The organism is Gordonia sp. NPDC003422 (assembly GCF_053588675.1).
Genome location: NZ_JBSFQL010000006.1, coordinates 22,760 through 38,147 on the forward strand (window position 1 = coordinate 22,760; position 15,388 = coordinate 38,147).

The 15,388-nt window shown below is 65.8% G+C and carries 13 protein-coding genes, 1 tRNA gene and 1 pseudogene; 9 read left to right on the forward strand and 6 right to left on the reverse strand.

Translation table 11 applies throughout. The features are described from left to right. The first annotated feature begins 10 nt into the window (after window positions 1–10). The 6 genes and pseudogenes from ACWDTF_RS07045 to ACWDTF_RS07070 all read left to right on the forward strand — a co-directional run bounded on the left by ACWDTF_RS07045 (window position 11) and on the right by ACWDTF_RS07070 (window position 5,858). Complete coding sequence (locus tag ACWDTF_RS07045) at window positions 11–1,174, forward strand: LLM class flavin-dependent oxidoreductase (protein ID WP_240861035.1); 1,164 nt, start codon at window positions 11–13, stop codon at window positions 1,172–1,174. Continuing rightward, window positions 1,171–2,061: an ABC transporter permease gene (locus ACWDTF_RS07050; RefSeq protein WP_240861033.1), complete on the forward strand. Its 891-nt coding sequence runs from the start codon at window positions 1,171–1,173 to the stop codon at window positions 2,059–2,061. Before ACWDTF_RS07045 ends, ACWDTF_RS07050 begins: the two co-directional genes overlap by 4 nt. Further along, window positions 2,061–2,833, forward strand: a pseudogene (locus ACWDTF_RS07055) (ABC transporter ATP-binding protein). The gene ACWDTF_RS07050 and the pseudogene ACWDTF_RS07055 overlap by 1 nt, the downstream one beginning before the upstream one ends. After that, window positions 2,830–4,449, forward strand: a complete 1,620-nt coding sequence (locus ACWDTF_RS07060) for an FAD-binding protein (protein WP_449754175.1) — start codon at window positions 2,830–2,832, stop codon at window positions 4,447–4,449. The pseudogene ACWDTF_RS07055 and the gene ACWDTF_RS07060 overlap by 4 nt, the downstream one beginning before the upstream one ends. Continuing rightward, the gene (locus ACWDTF_RS07065) at window positions 4,446–4,799 is read left to right on the forward strand and encodes a 4Fe-4S dicluster domain-containing protein (RefSeq protein WP_240861028.1); all 354 of its coding nucleotides are present in this window, start codon (window positions 4,446–4,448) and stop codon (window positions 4,797–4,799) included. The genes ACWDTF_RS07060 and ACWDTF_RS07065 overlap by 4 nt, the downstream gene beginning before the upstream one ends. A 39-nt stretch (window positions 4,800–4,838) precedes the next feature. Further along, window positions 4,839–5,858: an ABC transporter substrate-binding protein gene (locus ACWDTF_RS07070; protein WP_240861025.1), complete on the forward strand. Its 1,020-nt coding sequence runs from the start codon at window positions 4,839–4,841 to the stop codon at window positions 5,856–5,858. An 81-nt stretch (window positions 5,859–5,939) separates the two neighbouring features. Here ACWDTF_RS07070 and ACWDTF_RS07075 read toward each other — a convergent pair whose 3' ends face one another. Together ACWDTF_RS07075 and ACWDTF_RS07080 are read right to left on the reverse strand one after the other, a co-directional pair. Then, complete coding sequence (locus ACWDTF_RS07075) at window positions 5,940–7,550, reverse strand: HNH endonuclease signature motif containing protein (protein WP_240861023.1); 1,611 nt, start codon at window positions 7,548–7,550, stop codon at window positions 5,940–5,942. A gap of 204 nt (window positions 7,551–7,754) precedes the next feature. Continuing rightward, entirely contained in the window at window positions 7,755–8,708 is a 954-nt protein-coding gene (locus ACWDTF_RS07080) for an alcohol dehydrogenase (protein WP_449754176.1), read from the reverse strand. Window positions 8,709–8,792: 84 nt separating this feature from the next. Here ACWDTF_RS07080 and ACWDTF_RS07085 point away from each other — a divergent pair, with 84 nt between their 5' ends. Then, window positions 8,793–9,434 carry a TetR/AcrR family transcriptional regulator C-terminal domain-containing protein gene (locus tag ACWDTF_RS07085; RefSeq protein WP_449754177.1) on the forward strand — a complete coding sequence of 214 codons (642 nt, stop codon included), beginning with the start codon at window positions 8,793–8,795 and terminating at the stop codon, window positions 9,432–9,434. Window positions 9,435–9,475: 41 nt separating this feature from the next. Here the strand turns inward: ACWDTF_RS07085 and ACWDTF_RS07090 are convergent, their stop codons facing one another. Next, entirely contained in the window at window positions 9,476–9,613 is a 138-nt protein-coding gene (locus ACWDTF_RS07090; RefSeq protein ID WP_240861016.1) for a hypothetical protein, read from the reverse strand. 99 nt (window positions 9,614–9,712) lie between these two features. Further along, a tRNA-Met gene (locus ACWDTF_RS07095) sits at window positions 9,713–9,789 on the reverse strand. 228 nt (window positions 9,790–10,017) lie between these two features. Between ACWDTF_RS07095 and ACWDTF_RS07100 the strand changes: the two genes are divergently transcribed. After that, window positions 10,018–10,305: a hypothetical protein gene (locus ACWDTF_RS07100; RefSeq protein WP_240861013.1), complete on the forward strand. Its 288-nt coding sequence runs from the start codon at window positions 10,018–10,020 to the stop codon at window positions 10,303–10,305. A gap of 221 nt (window positions 10,306–10,526) precedes the next feature. Here the strand turns inward: ACWDTF_RS07100 and ACWDTF_RS07105 are convergent, their stop codons facing one another. After that, complete coding sequence (locus tag ACWDTF_RS07105) at window positions 10,527–13,484, reverse strand: UPF0182 family protein (RefSeq protein WP_433255812.1); 2,958 nt, start codon at window positions 13,482–13,484, stop codon at window positions 10,527–10,529. A 191-nt stretch (window positions 13,485–13,675) separates the two neighbouring features. On the opposite strand from ACWDTF_RS07105, the gene ACWDTF_RS07110 reads away from it, so the two are divergent. Further along, window positions 13,676–14,143, forward strand: coding sequence for a PPA1309 family protein (locus tag ACWDTF_RS07110; protein ID WP_449754178.1), 468 nt, complete (start codon window positions 13,676–13,678; stop codon window positions 14,141–14,143). 149 nt (window positions 14,144–14,292) lie between these two features. Here the strand turns inward: ACWDTF_RS07110 and ACWDTF_RS07115 are convergent, their stop codons facing one another. Then, window positions 14,293–15,360, reverse strand: a complete 1,068-nt coding sequence (locus tag ACWDTF_RS07115; protein WP_449754179.1) for a YlbL family protein — start codon at window positions 15,358–15,360, stop codon at window positions 14,293–14,295. Between the last annotated feature and the right edge of the window lie 28 nt (window positions 15,361–15,388).

Consider the following 15,388-nt stretch of genomic DNA (forward strand, 5'->3'; position numbering starts at 1 on the left):
CAATGGGGACGTGACCGACTCAGCCCACTCCACACCCGTCGGACCACCACATTTCCAGTGGCCTGCGGACGTCCCGCGACCGCGATTCGGTGTCTGGGCCCCTGTGTGGGGCCCCTTCGCCAGTCGCCACTATCCCGACGACCCCTTCGATGCGTCGTGGGACCTCAACCGCCGCTACGTACTTGCCGCCGAACAACTCGGCTTCGATTCGACTCTGGTCGCCCAACACAACCTCAACCCGAACGGCGACGAGTACGCACATCTCGAAGCGTGGACGGGCGCAGCTGCGCTGGCCGCGGTCACCGAGCGTATCGAGATCATCGCCGCGATCAAGCCGTACCTGTTCCATCCCGTGTACTTGGCCAAACTGGCCACGCAGATCGCCGAGATCTCCGGCGGCAGGTTCGCGATCAACCTGGTGAACGCCTGGTACAAGCCAGAGTTGGAACGCGCCGGGCTCGAGTTCCCCGAACACGACCTGCGCTACGACTACGGGGGCGAATGGCTGTCGATCGTGTCCCGCCTCGTGGCCGGTGAGCGAGTTCGGCATCAAGGCAAGAACTTCCACATCGACGACTACATACTGCGGCCCGCCGATCCGGCGCACGCGCCACGCATCTACCTGGGTGGCGAGTCCACCCCGGCGCGCGACCTCGCCGCGTCGAGCGCCGACGCCTGGTTCATCAACGGTCAACCACCAGAGGTGGTGCGCGACCTGATCGCCGACGTCCGACGACGCCCGCGGACCCGCGACCCGCTGAACTTCGGCCTGTCCGCCTTCGTCATCGCCCGCGAAACCGAGTCGGAGGCGCTGGCCGAACTCGACCACTTCTGGCGCCTCGCCGAGGTCGACGCCCCCGAACTCGCCGACCTCGTCGCCAATGCCGACCCGAAGGCCGTCATGTTCCACACCTTCGAGAAGTACCCGCACATCGGCACCAACGGTGGTACCGCAGCTGGCCTCGTTGGTAGTTATGACCAAGTGGCGCAGCGCGTTGTGGAGTTCCACGATCTGGGCATAGAACTGTTCATGCTGCAGTTCCAACCGGTCGAGGCCGAGATGCGGCGGTTCGCCGAACATGTGCTGCCGAGGGTCGCCGCGTTGATCGCCGAACGTGACGCCAGCGGTCACCGTGGAGAACTGATTGCGGCGGGCGACGGACCCGTCTCGTGACCCTGCAACTGGACAAACGTGTCACCGCTTCTCCCACTGCGGCTTCCGGCTCGGCCCGACAACCCGCGACCGCACCGACAACGTCACCTGCACGCACCGCGCATCCGGTCCGACGCCTGCTGCCCAGCGGACGCGCCGCCCGAGTGTTCCGGCAATCCGTCGGACTCGTTCTGGTGGTGGTCATCTGGCAACTCGGCGCGCGCAGCTGGCTCGGCCCCACCACACCGGCACCCACCGAGGTGATCAACGCCGGAGCCGATCTCATCCGCACCGGCGAACTGTGGCACCACCTGGCCGCGTCGACGCGCCGCGTCGCGATCGGACTTGCCATCGGCATCACCATCGGCGTGGTCCTCGGCGCCGCCGCCGGGACCGTCCGCATCGCCGAAGACCTGGTCAACGCGCCGATCCAGGTGCTGCGCATGATGCCCGCGGTCGCGCTGGTACCCGTGTTCATCATCTGGTTCGGCATCGACGACACGTTCAAGATCGCGCTGATCATCGTCGCACCGATCTTCCCGATGTATGTCAACGTGTTCGCGGGCATCCGCAACGTCGACCACAAGCTCATCGAAGCAGCGCACTCGCTCGATCTGACGCGCGCCGAGATGCTGCGCTTCATCGTGCTGCCCGGTGCCCTACCGCAAACCTTCGTCGGGCTCCGACAGGCGCTCGGGATCGGCTGGCTGGTGCTGGTCGTCGCCGAGATGCAGACCACCACGGTCGGTCTGGGTTTCGTGATGAACGACGCGAAAGAGTACCTGCGCACCGATCAGATCTTCCTCGTGCTCGTCATCTACGCCGTCCTCGGACTACTCACCGACACGGCGGTCAAACTGCTCGAGCACCGTTTCCTGTCCTGGCGCAACGGATTCCAGGGGGCCTGATGACAACGTCGACAACCCTTGGCGCCGACGGGGCGGTCGAGGTCCGTGACGCCGGACGCAGCTTTGGCGATCGGGAGATCCTACGCGAAGTGGACCTCACGATCGCACCCGGCGAGTTCGTCGCACTGCTCGGGGCCAGCGGATCCGGCAAGAGCACCCTCCTGCGCGCCATCGGCGGACTCGACGACGGGTTCACCGGGACCATCAGCGCTCCGGCGTCCAAAGCCATTGCCTTCCAGGAGCACCGACTGGTGCCCTGGCAACCGGTCTGGCGCAACGTCGCTCTCGGGTTGCGCGGCCGCGACGCCAAGTCCCGGGCTCTCGAGGCACTCACCGAGGTCGGTCTGCGGGACAAGGCCGACGTGTGGCCGTCGACGTTGTCGGGGGGAGAATCACAACGCGTCGCGCTTGCCCGCGCACTGGTCCGAGAACCGCGTCTGCTGCTGCTCGATGAGCCGTTCGGCGCGCTCGACGCCCTGACACCCGGGGCACCGCGCAGCGCCTCGTCGAACGTCTGTGGCAGCACCACCGGCCTGCGACGCTGCTGGTCACCCACGACGTCGAGGAGGCCGTTCTACTCGCCGACCGAGCCCTCGTCCTGCGCGACCACCACGTTGCCGAGGAAGTCGTGATCGACCTGCCTCGTCCGCGATCCGTCGTCGACCCCGAGTTCGTCGCTCTCCGTTATCGATTGCTGTCCGCACTGGGTGTCCAGACACCCGCACCCGCCACTACCGCGTCCGCGCAGCCGGATGCCGAGGAGACCACATGACCGAGCCCGACACCCTCACCCTGTCCACCGACGTACTGATCATCGGCGGTGGACCGGCCGCCACGTGGGCGGCGATCGCTGCGCGCGACAATGACGCCGACGTCGTTCTCGCGGACAAGGGCTACTGCGGTACCTCGGGCGCGACCGCACCCGCCGGTACCGGTGTCTGGTACGTGGCACCGGAGGCCGACGCGCGAGCCAAGGCGAAGGCATCGCGGGAACGCCTGGGCGGCAATCTCGCCGACCACGACTGGATGGATCGCGTCCTCGACCAGACCTACGCCAACATGCACCGCCTCGGCGCCGAGGGAGGCTATCCCTTCCCGGTTGATGACCGCACCGCCGAACCCATCCGGACCGGCGTGCAGGGACCGGAGTACATGCGACGCATGCGGGCGTGGGTGCAGCGCCGGGGCGTGCACATCCTCGATCACTCCCCCGTTCTCGAACTCCTCGTCGATCGCGACGGACGTGTCGCAGGTGCCGCCGGACACCAGCGACAGACCGGCCGCGACTTCCGGATCACGGCGGGTGCGGTCATCGTCGCGACAGGCGGATGCGCATTTCTGTCACGGGCGTTGGGCACCAACAACAACACCGGCGACGGCTTACTGATGGCCGCCGAGGTGGGTGCACAGTTGTCCGGAATGGAATTCGGGAACGCGTACGCGATCGTTCCCAAGGGTTCGACCGTCACCAAGACCGCCTACTACGGATACGCGACCTTCTATCACGCCGACGGCCGGGTGGTCGACGGCGCCGGCTCCATGAAGGGGCGGTCGGTCATCGCACGAACCCTGTTGAACGAACCGGTGTTTGCGCAACTCGACCGGGCCGACGAGACGGTCGCCGCGCAGATGCGCCTGGGTCAGCCGAATTTCTTCCTCCAGTTCGACCGACGCGGCATCGACCCGTTCACCGATCGCTTCGAGGTGGACCTGCTCGCCGAAGGAACCGTACGCGGAACCGGCGGGCTCGACATCGTCGACTTCGGCTGCTGGACCGGCATTCCCGGCCTGTATGCCGCGGGCGACGCGGCCACCCGCGAACGTATCTGTGGCGGATTCACCGGCGGCGGCAGCCACAACTCGGCCTGGGCGATGTCGTCCGGAGTGTTCGCCGGGTCGTCGGCCGCGCGCTCATCCCGCAACGGCATCCGTCCGGCATCGCAGGACCTCCGCGGAGCCGGACGCGTGGGACTCGCGCGCGAGTCCGGCGAACTCGCTCCCGACGAAGCGCTTCGTGCCGCACGGGCCGAGTTGATCCCGTTCGAGAAGAATTATCTACGGCACGGCGTGCGGATGTCCGACGCCCGTGCTCGTCTGGATGGACTGTGGACTCAGCTGTCGGACAACGACTTCGGATCATCGGACCCCGCTGCGCGGCTGCGGACGCGGGAGGCGGCCGCCATCACCGCCACCGGCCGGTGGATCTATGCGTCGGCGTTGGCGCGGACCGAATCGCGCGGCATGAGCAAACGCGAAGACTACCCCGACCAGGACCCCGCACAACGAGGTCACGTGCTGACCGGAGGGTTGGACGAGGTGTGGGTGCAGCGGCGTCGGCCTTTGCCGCGGGTCAGCGCCGACGATGTCATCGAGGCATTCGTCGCATGATCGAACTCGTGATCGCGGATGCGTGCATCGCCTGCGACAAATGTGTGGTGGCCTGCCCGACCAACGTCTTCGACCGAGGTGACGACGGGGTGCCCGTGATCGCGCGGCAGTCGGATTGCCAGACCTGCTTCATGTGCGAGGCCTATTGTCCCACCGATGCACTGTATGTGAGTCCCGAATCCACCCCCGTCGGTGACGGATTCACCGCTCCCGAAGACCTGGTCGGCAGCTATCGTGAGCGCCTCGGCTGGGGCAAGGGCCGCAGGCCGGGCAGTCTGGTGGCCGTCGGACCGGAGATCCCGCATGGTGATCCGCCCCCACGTCGACCCGAACGACTGCGCCATCCCTGACCTACCTCTGTTCGCTTCCCAAGCTTAGGAACCCTGTTCATGCATCTCCTTCGTCGTTTCGCGCTGTTCCTTGCCCGCACGCCACTGGTCGGGCTGATACTGGCTGCCCTCGTCGGCCTCTCCTTGGCCGGCTGCACCGACCAGTCGTCGAGCGCACAACGGGACGTGATCGGAACGCTGCGGATCGGTGTCATCGGCTCGGTCAACGTCCTGACCGGGCCGCTCGGATTCGCCCACAGCCGAGGTGAACTCCTCAACGCGCTCAAGCCGCTCGGGGTCGACGCGGTGGAGGTGTACAGCTTCCCCAACGGCCCCGACCTCAACCAGGCGCTGCTCGGCGGCCGCCTGGACGTCGGGAACTACGGGGACACACCGGCACTCGTCGCCAAGGGCAGCGGCCTCGACACACGACTGCTGGCCATCACACAGTTCAACAACGACGCCGGTGTGGTCGTGAAAGATCCGTCGATCAAGTCCTTGAAGGATCTGGCCGGCAAGAAGATCGGCGTCCCGAAGGGCTCCTACATCGATCGGTACCTGCAGGGTGCGCTGCAGCAGGAGGGCATCACCGCTCAGCTGGTCCATCTGTATCCCGCCGACCAGGAAGGTCCGTTGAGTACCGGCGAGATCGCCGGCGCGGCTCTGCCCGGGGTGATCCCGTCGGTCGCCTTGCAGTCGTTCCAGCGCAAGGGATACCGCCTGGTGGATTCGGTCTACACCAACCATCCGGGGCTGGCCGGCACGAGCGTGTCGGTGGCGGCCAACCCGTTCCTCGCCAAGCAGCCCGACTTCGGCGCAGCGTGGCAAAAGCTGATCGCGGACTCCGTCATCTACGCGAAGGCGCACTGGGACGAGTACCTCGCGTTCGAGATCAAGAACTCCAAGGCCAACCCGGCCGACATCCGCGCCGCCGCCAACCCGGGAGGCTATGCCCCCGAACCATTCCCGGCCGCCGGCGTCCGACTCCTCGAGGGCACCAAGGCGTTCCTAGTCGCACAAGGCAGCCTGAAGACCGACTACTCCCTCAACGAATGGCTGTACAAGCCCTCACACGCCTGACGCGAGCACGTCCCGCCGGCTAGGTGCGAGCTTGCGAGCCTCGAAGCCCCTGGCGAGACAACATCGCCGCTTGACCACTCGCTACTCCACCGGAAACCGCACCCGGCGCACGCTCCAACCCGCCGTGACCAACCGTCGTTGGCGTTGATTCTCCCGAATATCGATCGGGGGTGTGGTGGTGTCGTCCCGGCCGGGTGGCCGCAACCGATGCTTACGGCGCACCAACGCCGTGACCTGTTGCGGCACATCGTGCACCCGGTTGATCCGCGCCGGATTCGGAGGCGCACCGGGTTGCGGATTCAACGTCCACGCCGTGCGCCCGGCATCCGGACCCTCCTTGACCACATGCGTGGTGTACTGCCCCGGCTCCGGACCCACCACCCGATTATGTGGACCACACGCCGGACCCAACGTATCGATGTCGGTCACCCCGCCATCGGCCCAGTCCTTGTCCGCGTGATGAATCTGCACCTTCGCCGCCGGCACACTGCACCCGGGACACGCGCACCCATCATGATGGGCAAACAACAAGAACCGCTGCGACCGCGACGCCAACCGTTGCGCCGTCCCCAAATACAACGGCTGACCCGTCACCTCCGAGAACACCGCCAAATGCAGCTGGGCCTCCGCGGCCAACGCGATAACGTCCTCGATCGGCAGATCCGTACCCGTCGCCGTCCGACCAAACCCCGCGCGCTCGGCCAACTCGGCATCGGTGATCTTCACAATCACATGCGGCGGCAACCCATTCACCGAGCTGCCCAACAGCTTCCCATCCAACGCCGCCCGCAACAACGCCCGAAACGCATCGTGATTGCGCTGCGCTGGGCACCGGTCATCCCGCTCGGCCGCCGCCGCCAACTCTTCGGCACTGACATCGTCTTTCGACCCCTGCAACGGCGTCTCATCGGCCGGATTGTTCATCCCCTTGACCGCCCACGCCGTCAACACCGTGTCGAACATCGCCCGGGTCAACGGATCCAACTGTCCACTCAGCTTCGACATCAACTGAGAATCCTGCCGCCCCAACGACACCCCGCGCCGCCGCGCGCGATCGGAGTCATCGGTCAACGTGCCATCCGGATCCAGATGCGCCAACACCCGGGTCCCCAACGCAGTGATCTCCTTCGGCGTGAACTCACGCGCATAGTCGACCATGTCCCGCTCCGCCGCCTCCACCACATCCGCAGGGATCGCCGCCGGGATCTTGTCCAAGGTGTCCAACACCGCATGCACATGATCGGCACCCACCGCACCCTGCGCCACCGCCTCGGCCAGATACGGCCGTTTCGGTTGCAGCAGTTCGCCATACACCGAGAAATGCCGGGCCACCGCCGCCATCTCCGCTATCCGCTTCCGCGGCTGCGTCACCCGCAGACGCGTCGTCAGAAACGAGTGCACCGACGTATCACCCACCAAACGGAACGCGTCCCGGTCCGAGACGTCCATCACCCGACGATGACCCGACCACGCCATCCGACGCACCGCACGCTCATGCTCCCCGGCCACCTCCACGACCTCCGCAGACGTATTACCGGTGGTGTCGACCGCATCGATGCGATCCAACAAACCATGCAACTGCCGATACAGATCGACCACATCATCCCGACCCGACGGCGCACCATCAGAATCCGGATGCTCGGTCTCCGCGCGCACCGACATCAACTCGTCGAAATCCCGCGGCACCCCCACCAACCGCGAATTCCACGCGGCGCCAGGCCCATACAACGCAGGACTCGCACGACGCTCATCCGGCACGCGAGAACCAGAACCAGAATCCCCCGAAATCTCCGCCACCCCCACGCACCTCCCCCAAGCGCCATTCGAATACCTGTTCGAGGTTACGCGGTCAACCCGACACGCGCAAGGATCCTTCGAAAATTCCTCGGGAGGCTTTCAGCCACCCATGGTGATCACAAGCCGGCCCGGCCGGTCGTCGACCCACGCTTCGGCCACATCGCGTAGCGGTGCCGTCCGCACGTCGATCGAAAGTTCGCCGCTTGCAGCATAATCCAGAATACTCGGGAGTTCCCGCAGCATCAGCATCGGATCGATGGAACCACCACCGGAACCGCGAATCGAGATCGGCCGTGCACGTAGGATTGCCGCGTCGAGCGCGATGTCGCGGCCCGCGACCGCCCCGATCTGGAGATACTGCACGGGAGAACGACTTTCGGTGAGGCTGTGCGCCCGGAGGGCTCCAAGCGCCATCTCGGCCACCGGTCCCCACAGATAGTCGAGAACCACATCAATGCCGTCGGCGAAGGCCGCCGCGAGACTCTCGGCAGGGTCGTCGTGAATCAGCGACACCGCCACCACGCGCGGGTCGTCGGCAAGACGCGCCAGGGCATCGGCGTTGCGGCCTACAGCAATGACGCGCTTGGCGCCGAAGTGCAACGCGATCCGGACGGCGAGGGACCCAGACGTTCCCGTCGCGCCCAACACCGCGACCGTGCCGCCCTGCACGACATCACCACACGTGACGAGCGGCATCCACGACGACATCGCGGGGTTGACGATGGCCGCAGCAACCTCGGTCGCCAGGGGGTCCGGTACCGGGATTCCGAAGCCGCGCGGGACGACGGTGCGTTCGGCGATGGTGCCGTACGGGTCCGGACAACCTCCGGTGTAGACGCGTTGCCCGTCGATGACGCCCACGCCATCGACTCCGGCGACGAAGGGCAACTCATCGCCGGACGAGTAGTGGGCGCCGCTCGCGACGGACCGGACGAGTTGGTGGACGCCGGCGGCGAGCATCTCGACCTCGGCGAGTCCATCGGACATGGTGGGGTCGGGAAAGTCCGCGCAGGTGGGTGGCTTGGTGAAGTCGGTGACGACTGCAGCTTTCATTATTCGCTCCTGAACATTGTTCAAATACCTATCTGCTAGTGTTGTTGAACATTGTTCAGAAGTCAAGGGAGCTCAGGACACGCAATGGCGCGCACCGCCCTCAGCCGCGAAGCGATCGTGGACGCGGCCTTCGACCAGCTCGCCGATAGCGGCTTGGAGGGCATCACCGCGCGAGCCCTGGCCGCACGACTGGGCGTCCGGGCCGGCGCCCTCTACTACCACTTCCGCGACATGTCCGACCTGCAGGATTCGATGGCGTCGCGCATCATCGCGGAGATGCTGGCGGAGCCGATATCACCTGAGGCGCGGGCCGATTGGCGGGTCCTGCTGCGCACCAGCGCCCATCACATCCGGCGCACGCTGCTGTCGTTCCGCGACGGCGCCAAGCTGGTCTCGGGCACCACCCTCGTCGACGACGAAGCGCTGCGCAGTCTCGAAGAGCCGGTGCGGGTTCTCGTCGAGGCCGGGATGTCACCGGTCGACGCTCAGCGCGCATTGCAGACGGTCAACGTCTTCGTGAGTGGCTTCGTCGTGGAAGAACAGCACCGACACCCCACCCCGGGGCATGACCGCTTCACCGCGGACGATCGACGCGCACGGCTCGATCCGGACGAGCAGCCGCTGCAGTACGCCTTGAGTGACGAGGTCGCGGACCTGCCAACCGAGGCGTTCGATTGGGGCCTGGAGGCGCTGATCGAGGGAATCGGTGTGCGCCTGAGCCTCTGACTCCTGTCGGACAGTCGCGGGTCCACCGCGACTCGGCAAGCTCAGCCCTCGGCAGCAAAGAACGCCTTGGTACGGACGTTCCACAGCAGGGCAGCATAGACAGCGGCGGTCACTCCTGTGCCAATTGCCGCAAGCAACACAAGCCAAGGCTGGGTGCGGTCGACGTCGGCCTCGGCCACAGCACTCCCGATGATGTCGGTGACTCCCCCGATCGATGGAACGGGGCCAACAGAATCAGAAAACCCCCGCCCGGATGTGCCGGACGGGGGTTCTCATCGTGGTAGCGGGGACAGGATTTGAACCTGCGACCTCTGGGTTATGAGCCCAGCGAGCTACCGAGCTGCTCCACCCCGCGTTGGTGAACACCACGTTACACATACGTTCGCCTGCGGTGCAAATCGATACCTAGATGTCGCCTGAACTGGGAAAACGCGACTCACCCCGACTCCCTTCGACGTCAATCGCCGGCGAAACCGACCCCGCAACATCGACATATGCGAGCAACCCGACTGCGTGATACTCCTGTGACCGATGTCACATTTCGAGTACAATAGGCGCGCCGACGACCACCCGAGGAGGCACCATGACCACGCATCACCCGCACCGGCACGAGAGCCACGGCAATCATCCGATGAGCATCGTCGCGTTCCTGCTCATCCTCGGTGGGTTCGCCCTCGCCGCACTGTGGCTGGTCGCCATGGCTGCCGGCAACACCGGCCCGGCGATCCTGTGCGGATTGGGGATGGTCGCCGCGTTCGCGGGCGCCGTCACGATCTTCACGTCGCTGATCCACCGCTACCACCACTCACCGGTGATACCCGACAACACCCCGGCCGAGACCGACCGCTACTTGCACGAGTACCGCGACTGAGTTTCCGCCGCGCCCTGAGCGACCCAGCCCTCCGCTCCCTGCGCGACCCATCCGCTCCCTGAGGCGCGAGCTTGCGAGCCTCGAAGGGCTGGCGAGACAACATCGTCATCTCACCAGGGGCTTCGAGGCTCGTCGCTTGCGCTCCTCACACCTCAGCCAGCGGTAGGGGGCTCGCACCTCAGCCATCGGTAGAAGCGCTTCCTCGCACTAGCTACGCCTGATCAACCCGCCGGCTGAGCCGCCTCGTACTGTGCGACAGCACGTTTCAGCTGTTCGAGTGCCGCGCCATAGGCCTGGAAATCGCCACTGGTCTGCGCCTGTGTCAGCTTCTGCAATGCCTCGTCCATGGCCTTGACCGCATCCCGTTGGGCAGCAGTCGGCTGTCCTCCCTGCGGTTGTGGTTGCGGTTGAGGCTGTGGCTGGTTGTCGGTGTCGGTCGGTGCCGGTTCGGGAATCCCGACAGCACCCGGGTTGATGCCGACCTGTCGCAACGCCTCCGCAGTGGTCGTCGCATAACCGATGCTCGACTGCCCATTACCCGGCTCGTAGCGGGTGATCACCCGGAACAGGCGCGGGAACGCCTCGGCCGCCTGCGCCTGCGCGTACATCGGGACCACGTACAGAATCCCGTTGTCCCCCACCGGAAGTGTCAGCAGGTTACCGAAGGTCACCGTCGCGGTGGCCTGGAGGTCGCGCTGCGATTGCGCCACACGCCCGTCGGCCTTCATCGGGTTGAACGCCTGCACGGGACCCGACCGCTGGTTGTTGCCCGGCAGTTCCTTGACGGTGATCTGCCCGTAGCTTCCCGGCTCGGACGACACGGTCACGTATGCACCCAGGATGGGCCGGTCGAGACGGTTCAGCACCGAGGTCAACTGGAACGACGCCTGTTGCGTGCGTGGGTCCCTGGCCACGAAGTAATACGGCGGCTGGTCCAGACCGCGTTGTGCGGCATCGGAATTGGTGGGGTCCGGCGGAACCGACCAACGGTCGTTGCCCTGGAAGAAGGTCTGCGGTGAATCGACGTGGTACTGCGTCAGCAGCGACCGCTGGATCTTGAAGATGTCCTCGGGGTAGCGCACATGCTCGCGCAGCGACGTGTTCTGGTCGAACTCGGCGCGGCTCTTCACTGTGCCCGGGAACACCTTTCGCCAGGTCTTCAGAACCGGATCCTTGGTGTCGAACTCGTAGAGCGTCACTTCACCGGTGTAGGCATCGACGGTCGCCTTCACCGAGTTGCGGACATACCCGATCGTCTTGTTCACCTGGGTGCGACCCGTCTGTCCCGGATTGAGGTCCTGGGCGTCGGCGGTCGCACTCTGCAACGACGTCGGCTGCGAGTACGGGTAGTTGTCGAGCGTGGTGTAGCCGTCGACGATCCACTTGATCGAGCCATCGGCCATCACCGCCGGGTATGTCTTGGAGTCGACAGTCAGCCACGGCGCGACCTTCTTCACCCTGTCCCGCGGGTCGCGGTTGTAGATAATCCGCGACGCGTCGGTGATCTCGCTCGACAGGATGAAGTTGCGCTCGGTGAACTTCACCGCATACATCGCGCGGGTGAACCAATTGCCCAGTCCCACACCGGCGGTACCCGTGTAGGTGTAGCGCGCGCCGTCGTCGCTGCCGCCGTCGAACTCGCGCGGCTGACCATTGTTGGAGCCGACGATCGCGTAGTCGGGATCGACCTTGGCGATCAACTCGCCGAAGTAGATCCTCGGCTGCTTCACCACGATCGGCGCGTCCTGCTGATGCTCGGCGTTGTTGACGTTGGTGGTGTCGGTGACGAAGTACAGCGGATCACCGCCGCTGTCGATGTCGTTGTCGTCGTTGTCGTTCACCGGTTCGCGGACACGGTTGGCCGGCGCTGCGACAAATCCGTCGCCGTGGGTGAATACGAGGTGCTTGTTGAGCCAGTTGGTCTGGTTGCCCTGGTACTGGCTGGGGTCGAGTTCACGGACCGACACGACGTAGTCGCGCAACTGTCCGTCGACCCGGTACCGGTCGACGGCAAGCTGAGTCGGGAAACCGTAGAAGTTGCGGCGCTGCTGCTGCTGACGGAACGTCGGCGACACCACGTTCGGATCGAGGATACGAATGTTCGACAGTGTCGTGGTGTCTGCGTTCACCGTTGTCGCAGTGGCCGGTTGGGCGGTCCAGTCCCGCTGGTACTCGACATTGTCTTGGCCGATGCCGTAGGCCTGACGCGTCCCGTCGAGCGCGCGCTGGATGTATTCGGATTCCTTCTGCGCGGCGTTCGGCTTCACCGAGAACTGCTCCATCGCGAGCGGCCACCCGACGCCGATCAGCAGCGCCGAGAACAACATCAGCACCGTCGCCAGCGCCGGAATACGCAAGTCACGCAGTACAACCCCGGCGAAGAACGCCACCGCACAGATGATGGCGATGGACATGAGGATCAGCTTCGACGGCAGCACCGCGTTGATGTCGGTGTAGCCGGCGCCTGGGAAGATCTCGGCCTTGCGGTCGCTGCTCAGCAAAGAGTACCGGTCGAACCAGTAGGCAACGGCCTTGAGTAGCAAGAAGGTTCCGGCCAGCACGGCGAGCTGGATGCGCGCGGCCGTGGTCAGCGCTCCGCTGCCGCCACCGAGCCGGATTCCGCCGAACAGATAGTGGGTCACCAGGTTCGCGATGAATGCGATCACCACGACCACGAACAGCAGATTCAGGACAAACCGGTAGAACGGCAGGTCGAAAGCGTAGAAGCCGATGTCGAGACCGAACTGCGGATCGCGGACACCGAAGTCCGTGCCGTGCAAGAAGACCTGCACCGTCGCCCACGAACCCTGGGCCACCAGCCCGGCGAGCGCACCGATGATCACCGCCGGCACGATGCCGAACCATCGGACCCGCGCCATGATCGCCGTCCGATAGCGCGCCAGCGGATCGGCGGGTCCGCTCGTCGGCACGAACACCGGTCGGGATCGGTAGGCCACCGCTATCGCGCCGAAGATCAGACCGCCGACCACGATCGTGGTGATCAGGAACAGGATGATGCGGGTCCAGGCGATGGTCGAGAACACCTGCGAGTAGCCGAGGTCCTTGTACCAGAGCCAGTCGGTGGTGATCGACACCAACCGTGGCCCGACGAGCAGCAGCACCAGAATGCCGACGCCGATCCCAATGGCGATCTTGCTCCTGCGTGACAGTGTCGGCATCCCTGCCGGCCCGCGAACGCCCACCTGACCCACTCTCCAAAATTCTCAATCCGGACATGACGTCGGCTGGATCTTCCGGCCGGTCGCGCCGAGTGTCGTTGCGCCCACTCTACTGACCGCTCGAAACGTCATAACGATCACATTCGCGTGTGGGTTCCCTGCCAACTGGCTGTGGAGGGAATGATGACGGCATGACGCCTCGACGATTCTCCCCCGATGCACTCGGTTCGGCGATGCGAGAAGTCATCGACCACACCGCGGGGCTCGGTGCGCAACCGGCCGTGTTCGCGCTGGTCCCGACGTCGGTGCTGGCCGAATTGGAACCCGGTCTCGTCGCCGACGACGACGCGTCCGAACTGAGCCCCGTCCAGCAGGAGATCGACGACCCCGACGAATTCCTGGCCACCGCAGCCTGGCCGGAGGCGGTCACCGGCGCTGTGCTGACCACCCAGATCACCGTCGCACCGCCCGCCGACGCGGCGTCGCGACAAGCCGAGCAGCCCGCCCGGCTCGCCGTCGGCGTGCTGCGCGACGGACCGCGCCTCGCGATGATGCGACTGCTCACCGAACCCGCGTCCGACGAGTTGCTGACCCACCCCGACCTCGCCGTCGACCTCGTCGAAGCGCTTGCCGCGACGTTCGAGCCAGACGCCTCGTAACGCCGGCTCAGGTGCGAGCCTGCGAGCCTCGAAGCCCCTGGTGAGAGGGCATTGTCGTCTCACCAGGCCTTCGAGGTTCGTCGCTAGCGCTCCTCACACCTCAGGCAGCGGTGGTGGTTCTCCGAGCACCCAGGTAGCGGCGTACCGCGTCAGCAGTGCGTGACCGGCCGTCCGGCTCCGAGGGCGTTGAGGGAGTCGACCGCGCCTTGCAGGGAGTCGACCTTCACCAACTCGAGGCCGTCCGGTTTGTCGGAGGCGGCTTCGGAACAGTTGCTGCCGGGCACCAGGAAGACGGTCGCCCCGGCGTCTCGGGCGGCGCGGGTCTTGTGGGTGATGCCGCCGATCGGCCCGACCACTCCGGTGTCGGTGATCGTGCCGGTGCCGGCGATGAACTTTCCGTGCGTGAGTTCACCGGGGCTGAGCTTGTCGATGACGGCCAGCGACAGCATCATTCCGGCCGACGGTCCGCCGATGTCGCCGACGGAGTAGGTGATCTTGAGCCCGGGGTCGGCGTTGACGACCGCCCCGTCGGCCCCGATGTTCGCCTTGCCGGGTTCGCGCGCGTCGGATCGCGGAATCACCGAGACTGCCGACGGAACGTTGTTGCGCACGATGTCGAGCGTGAGGGGCTTGCCGACGGGAGCTTTCTCCACCGCGTTGTCGAAGTCCTCGGCGGTCACGACAGGGGTGCCGCCGACGCGATTCACCTGGTCACCGAGTTTCAGGACGGTCGACGACGGTCCGCTGGACACGATCGTGCCGATCACCAGCTTGGTCGGCCGGTTGAGGAACCGTAGCGCCGCTGCGGTCGCGTCGTCCTCCGACCCGGTCATCTGCTGGGCGTTTTCCTCACGCACCTGGTCGGTGGTCTTGTCCGGGTCGTAGATGCGGTCGCGTGGTTGCAGTGCGTACTCGCCGGACAGCCATTTGCCCATCGCTTCGAAGAGACTCAAACCGTCGGTCACCGACACGGTGGTCAGGTTCAGGTTTCCGGTCGTCGGGTCGAGCTGGGCACCCTGGATGTCGACGATCGGGAGCGTCTGAACCTTGCCGTCCTGCCCCTTCACCTGCGCGGTCCCGAGCGTGTTCAGCGTCGGCCCGGGCCCGAGCGCGACGTAGGGCACGAGCACCTGGGTGCCGAGCACGAGAAGTACGACGAGTACCAGCGTGGTCACCGCGACCGTGGCGATCCGGCGGTACTGGGCCTGCAGCGTCATTCCGCTCACGTTAGCGATTCCACCGGCA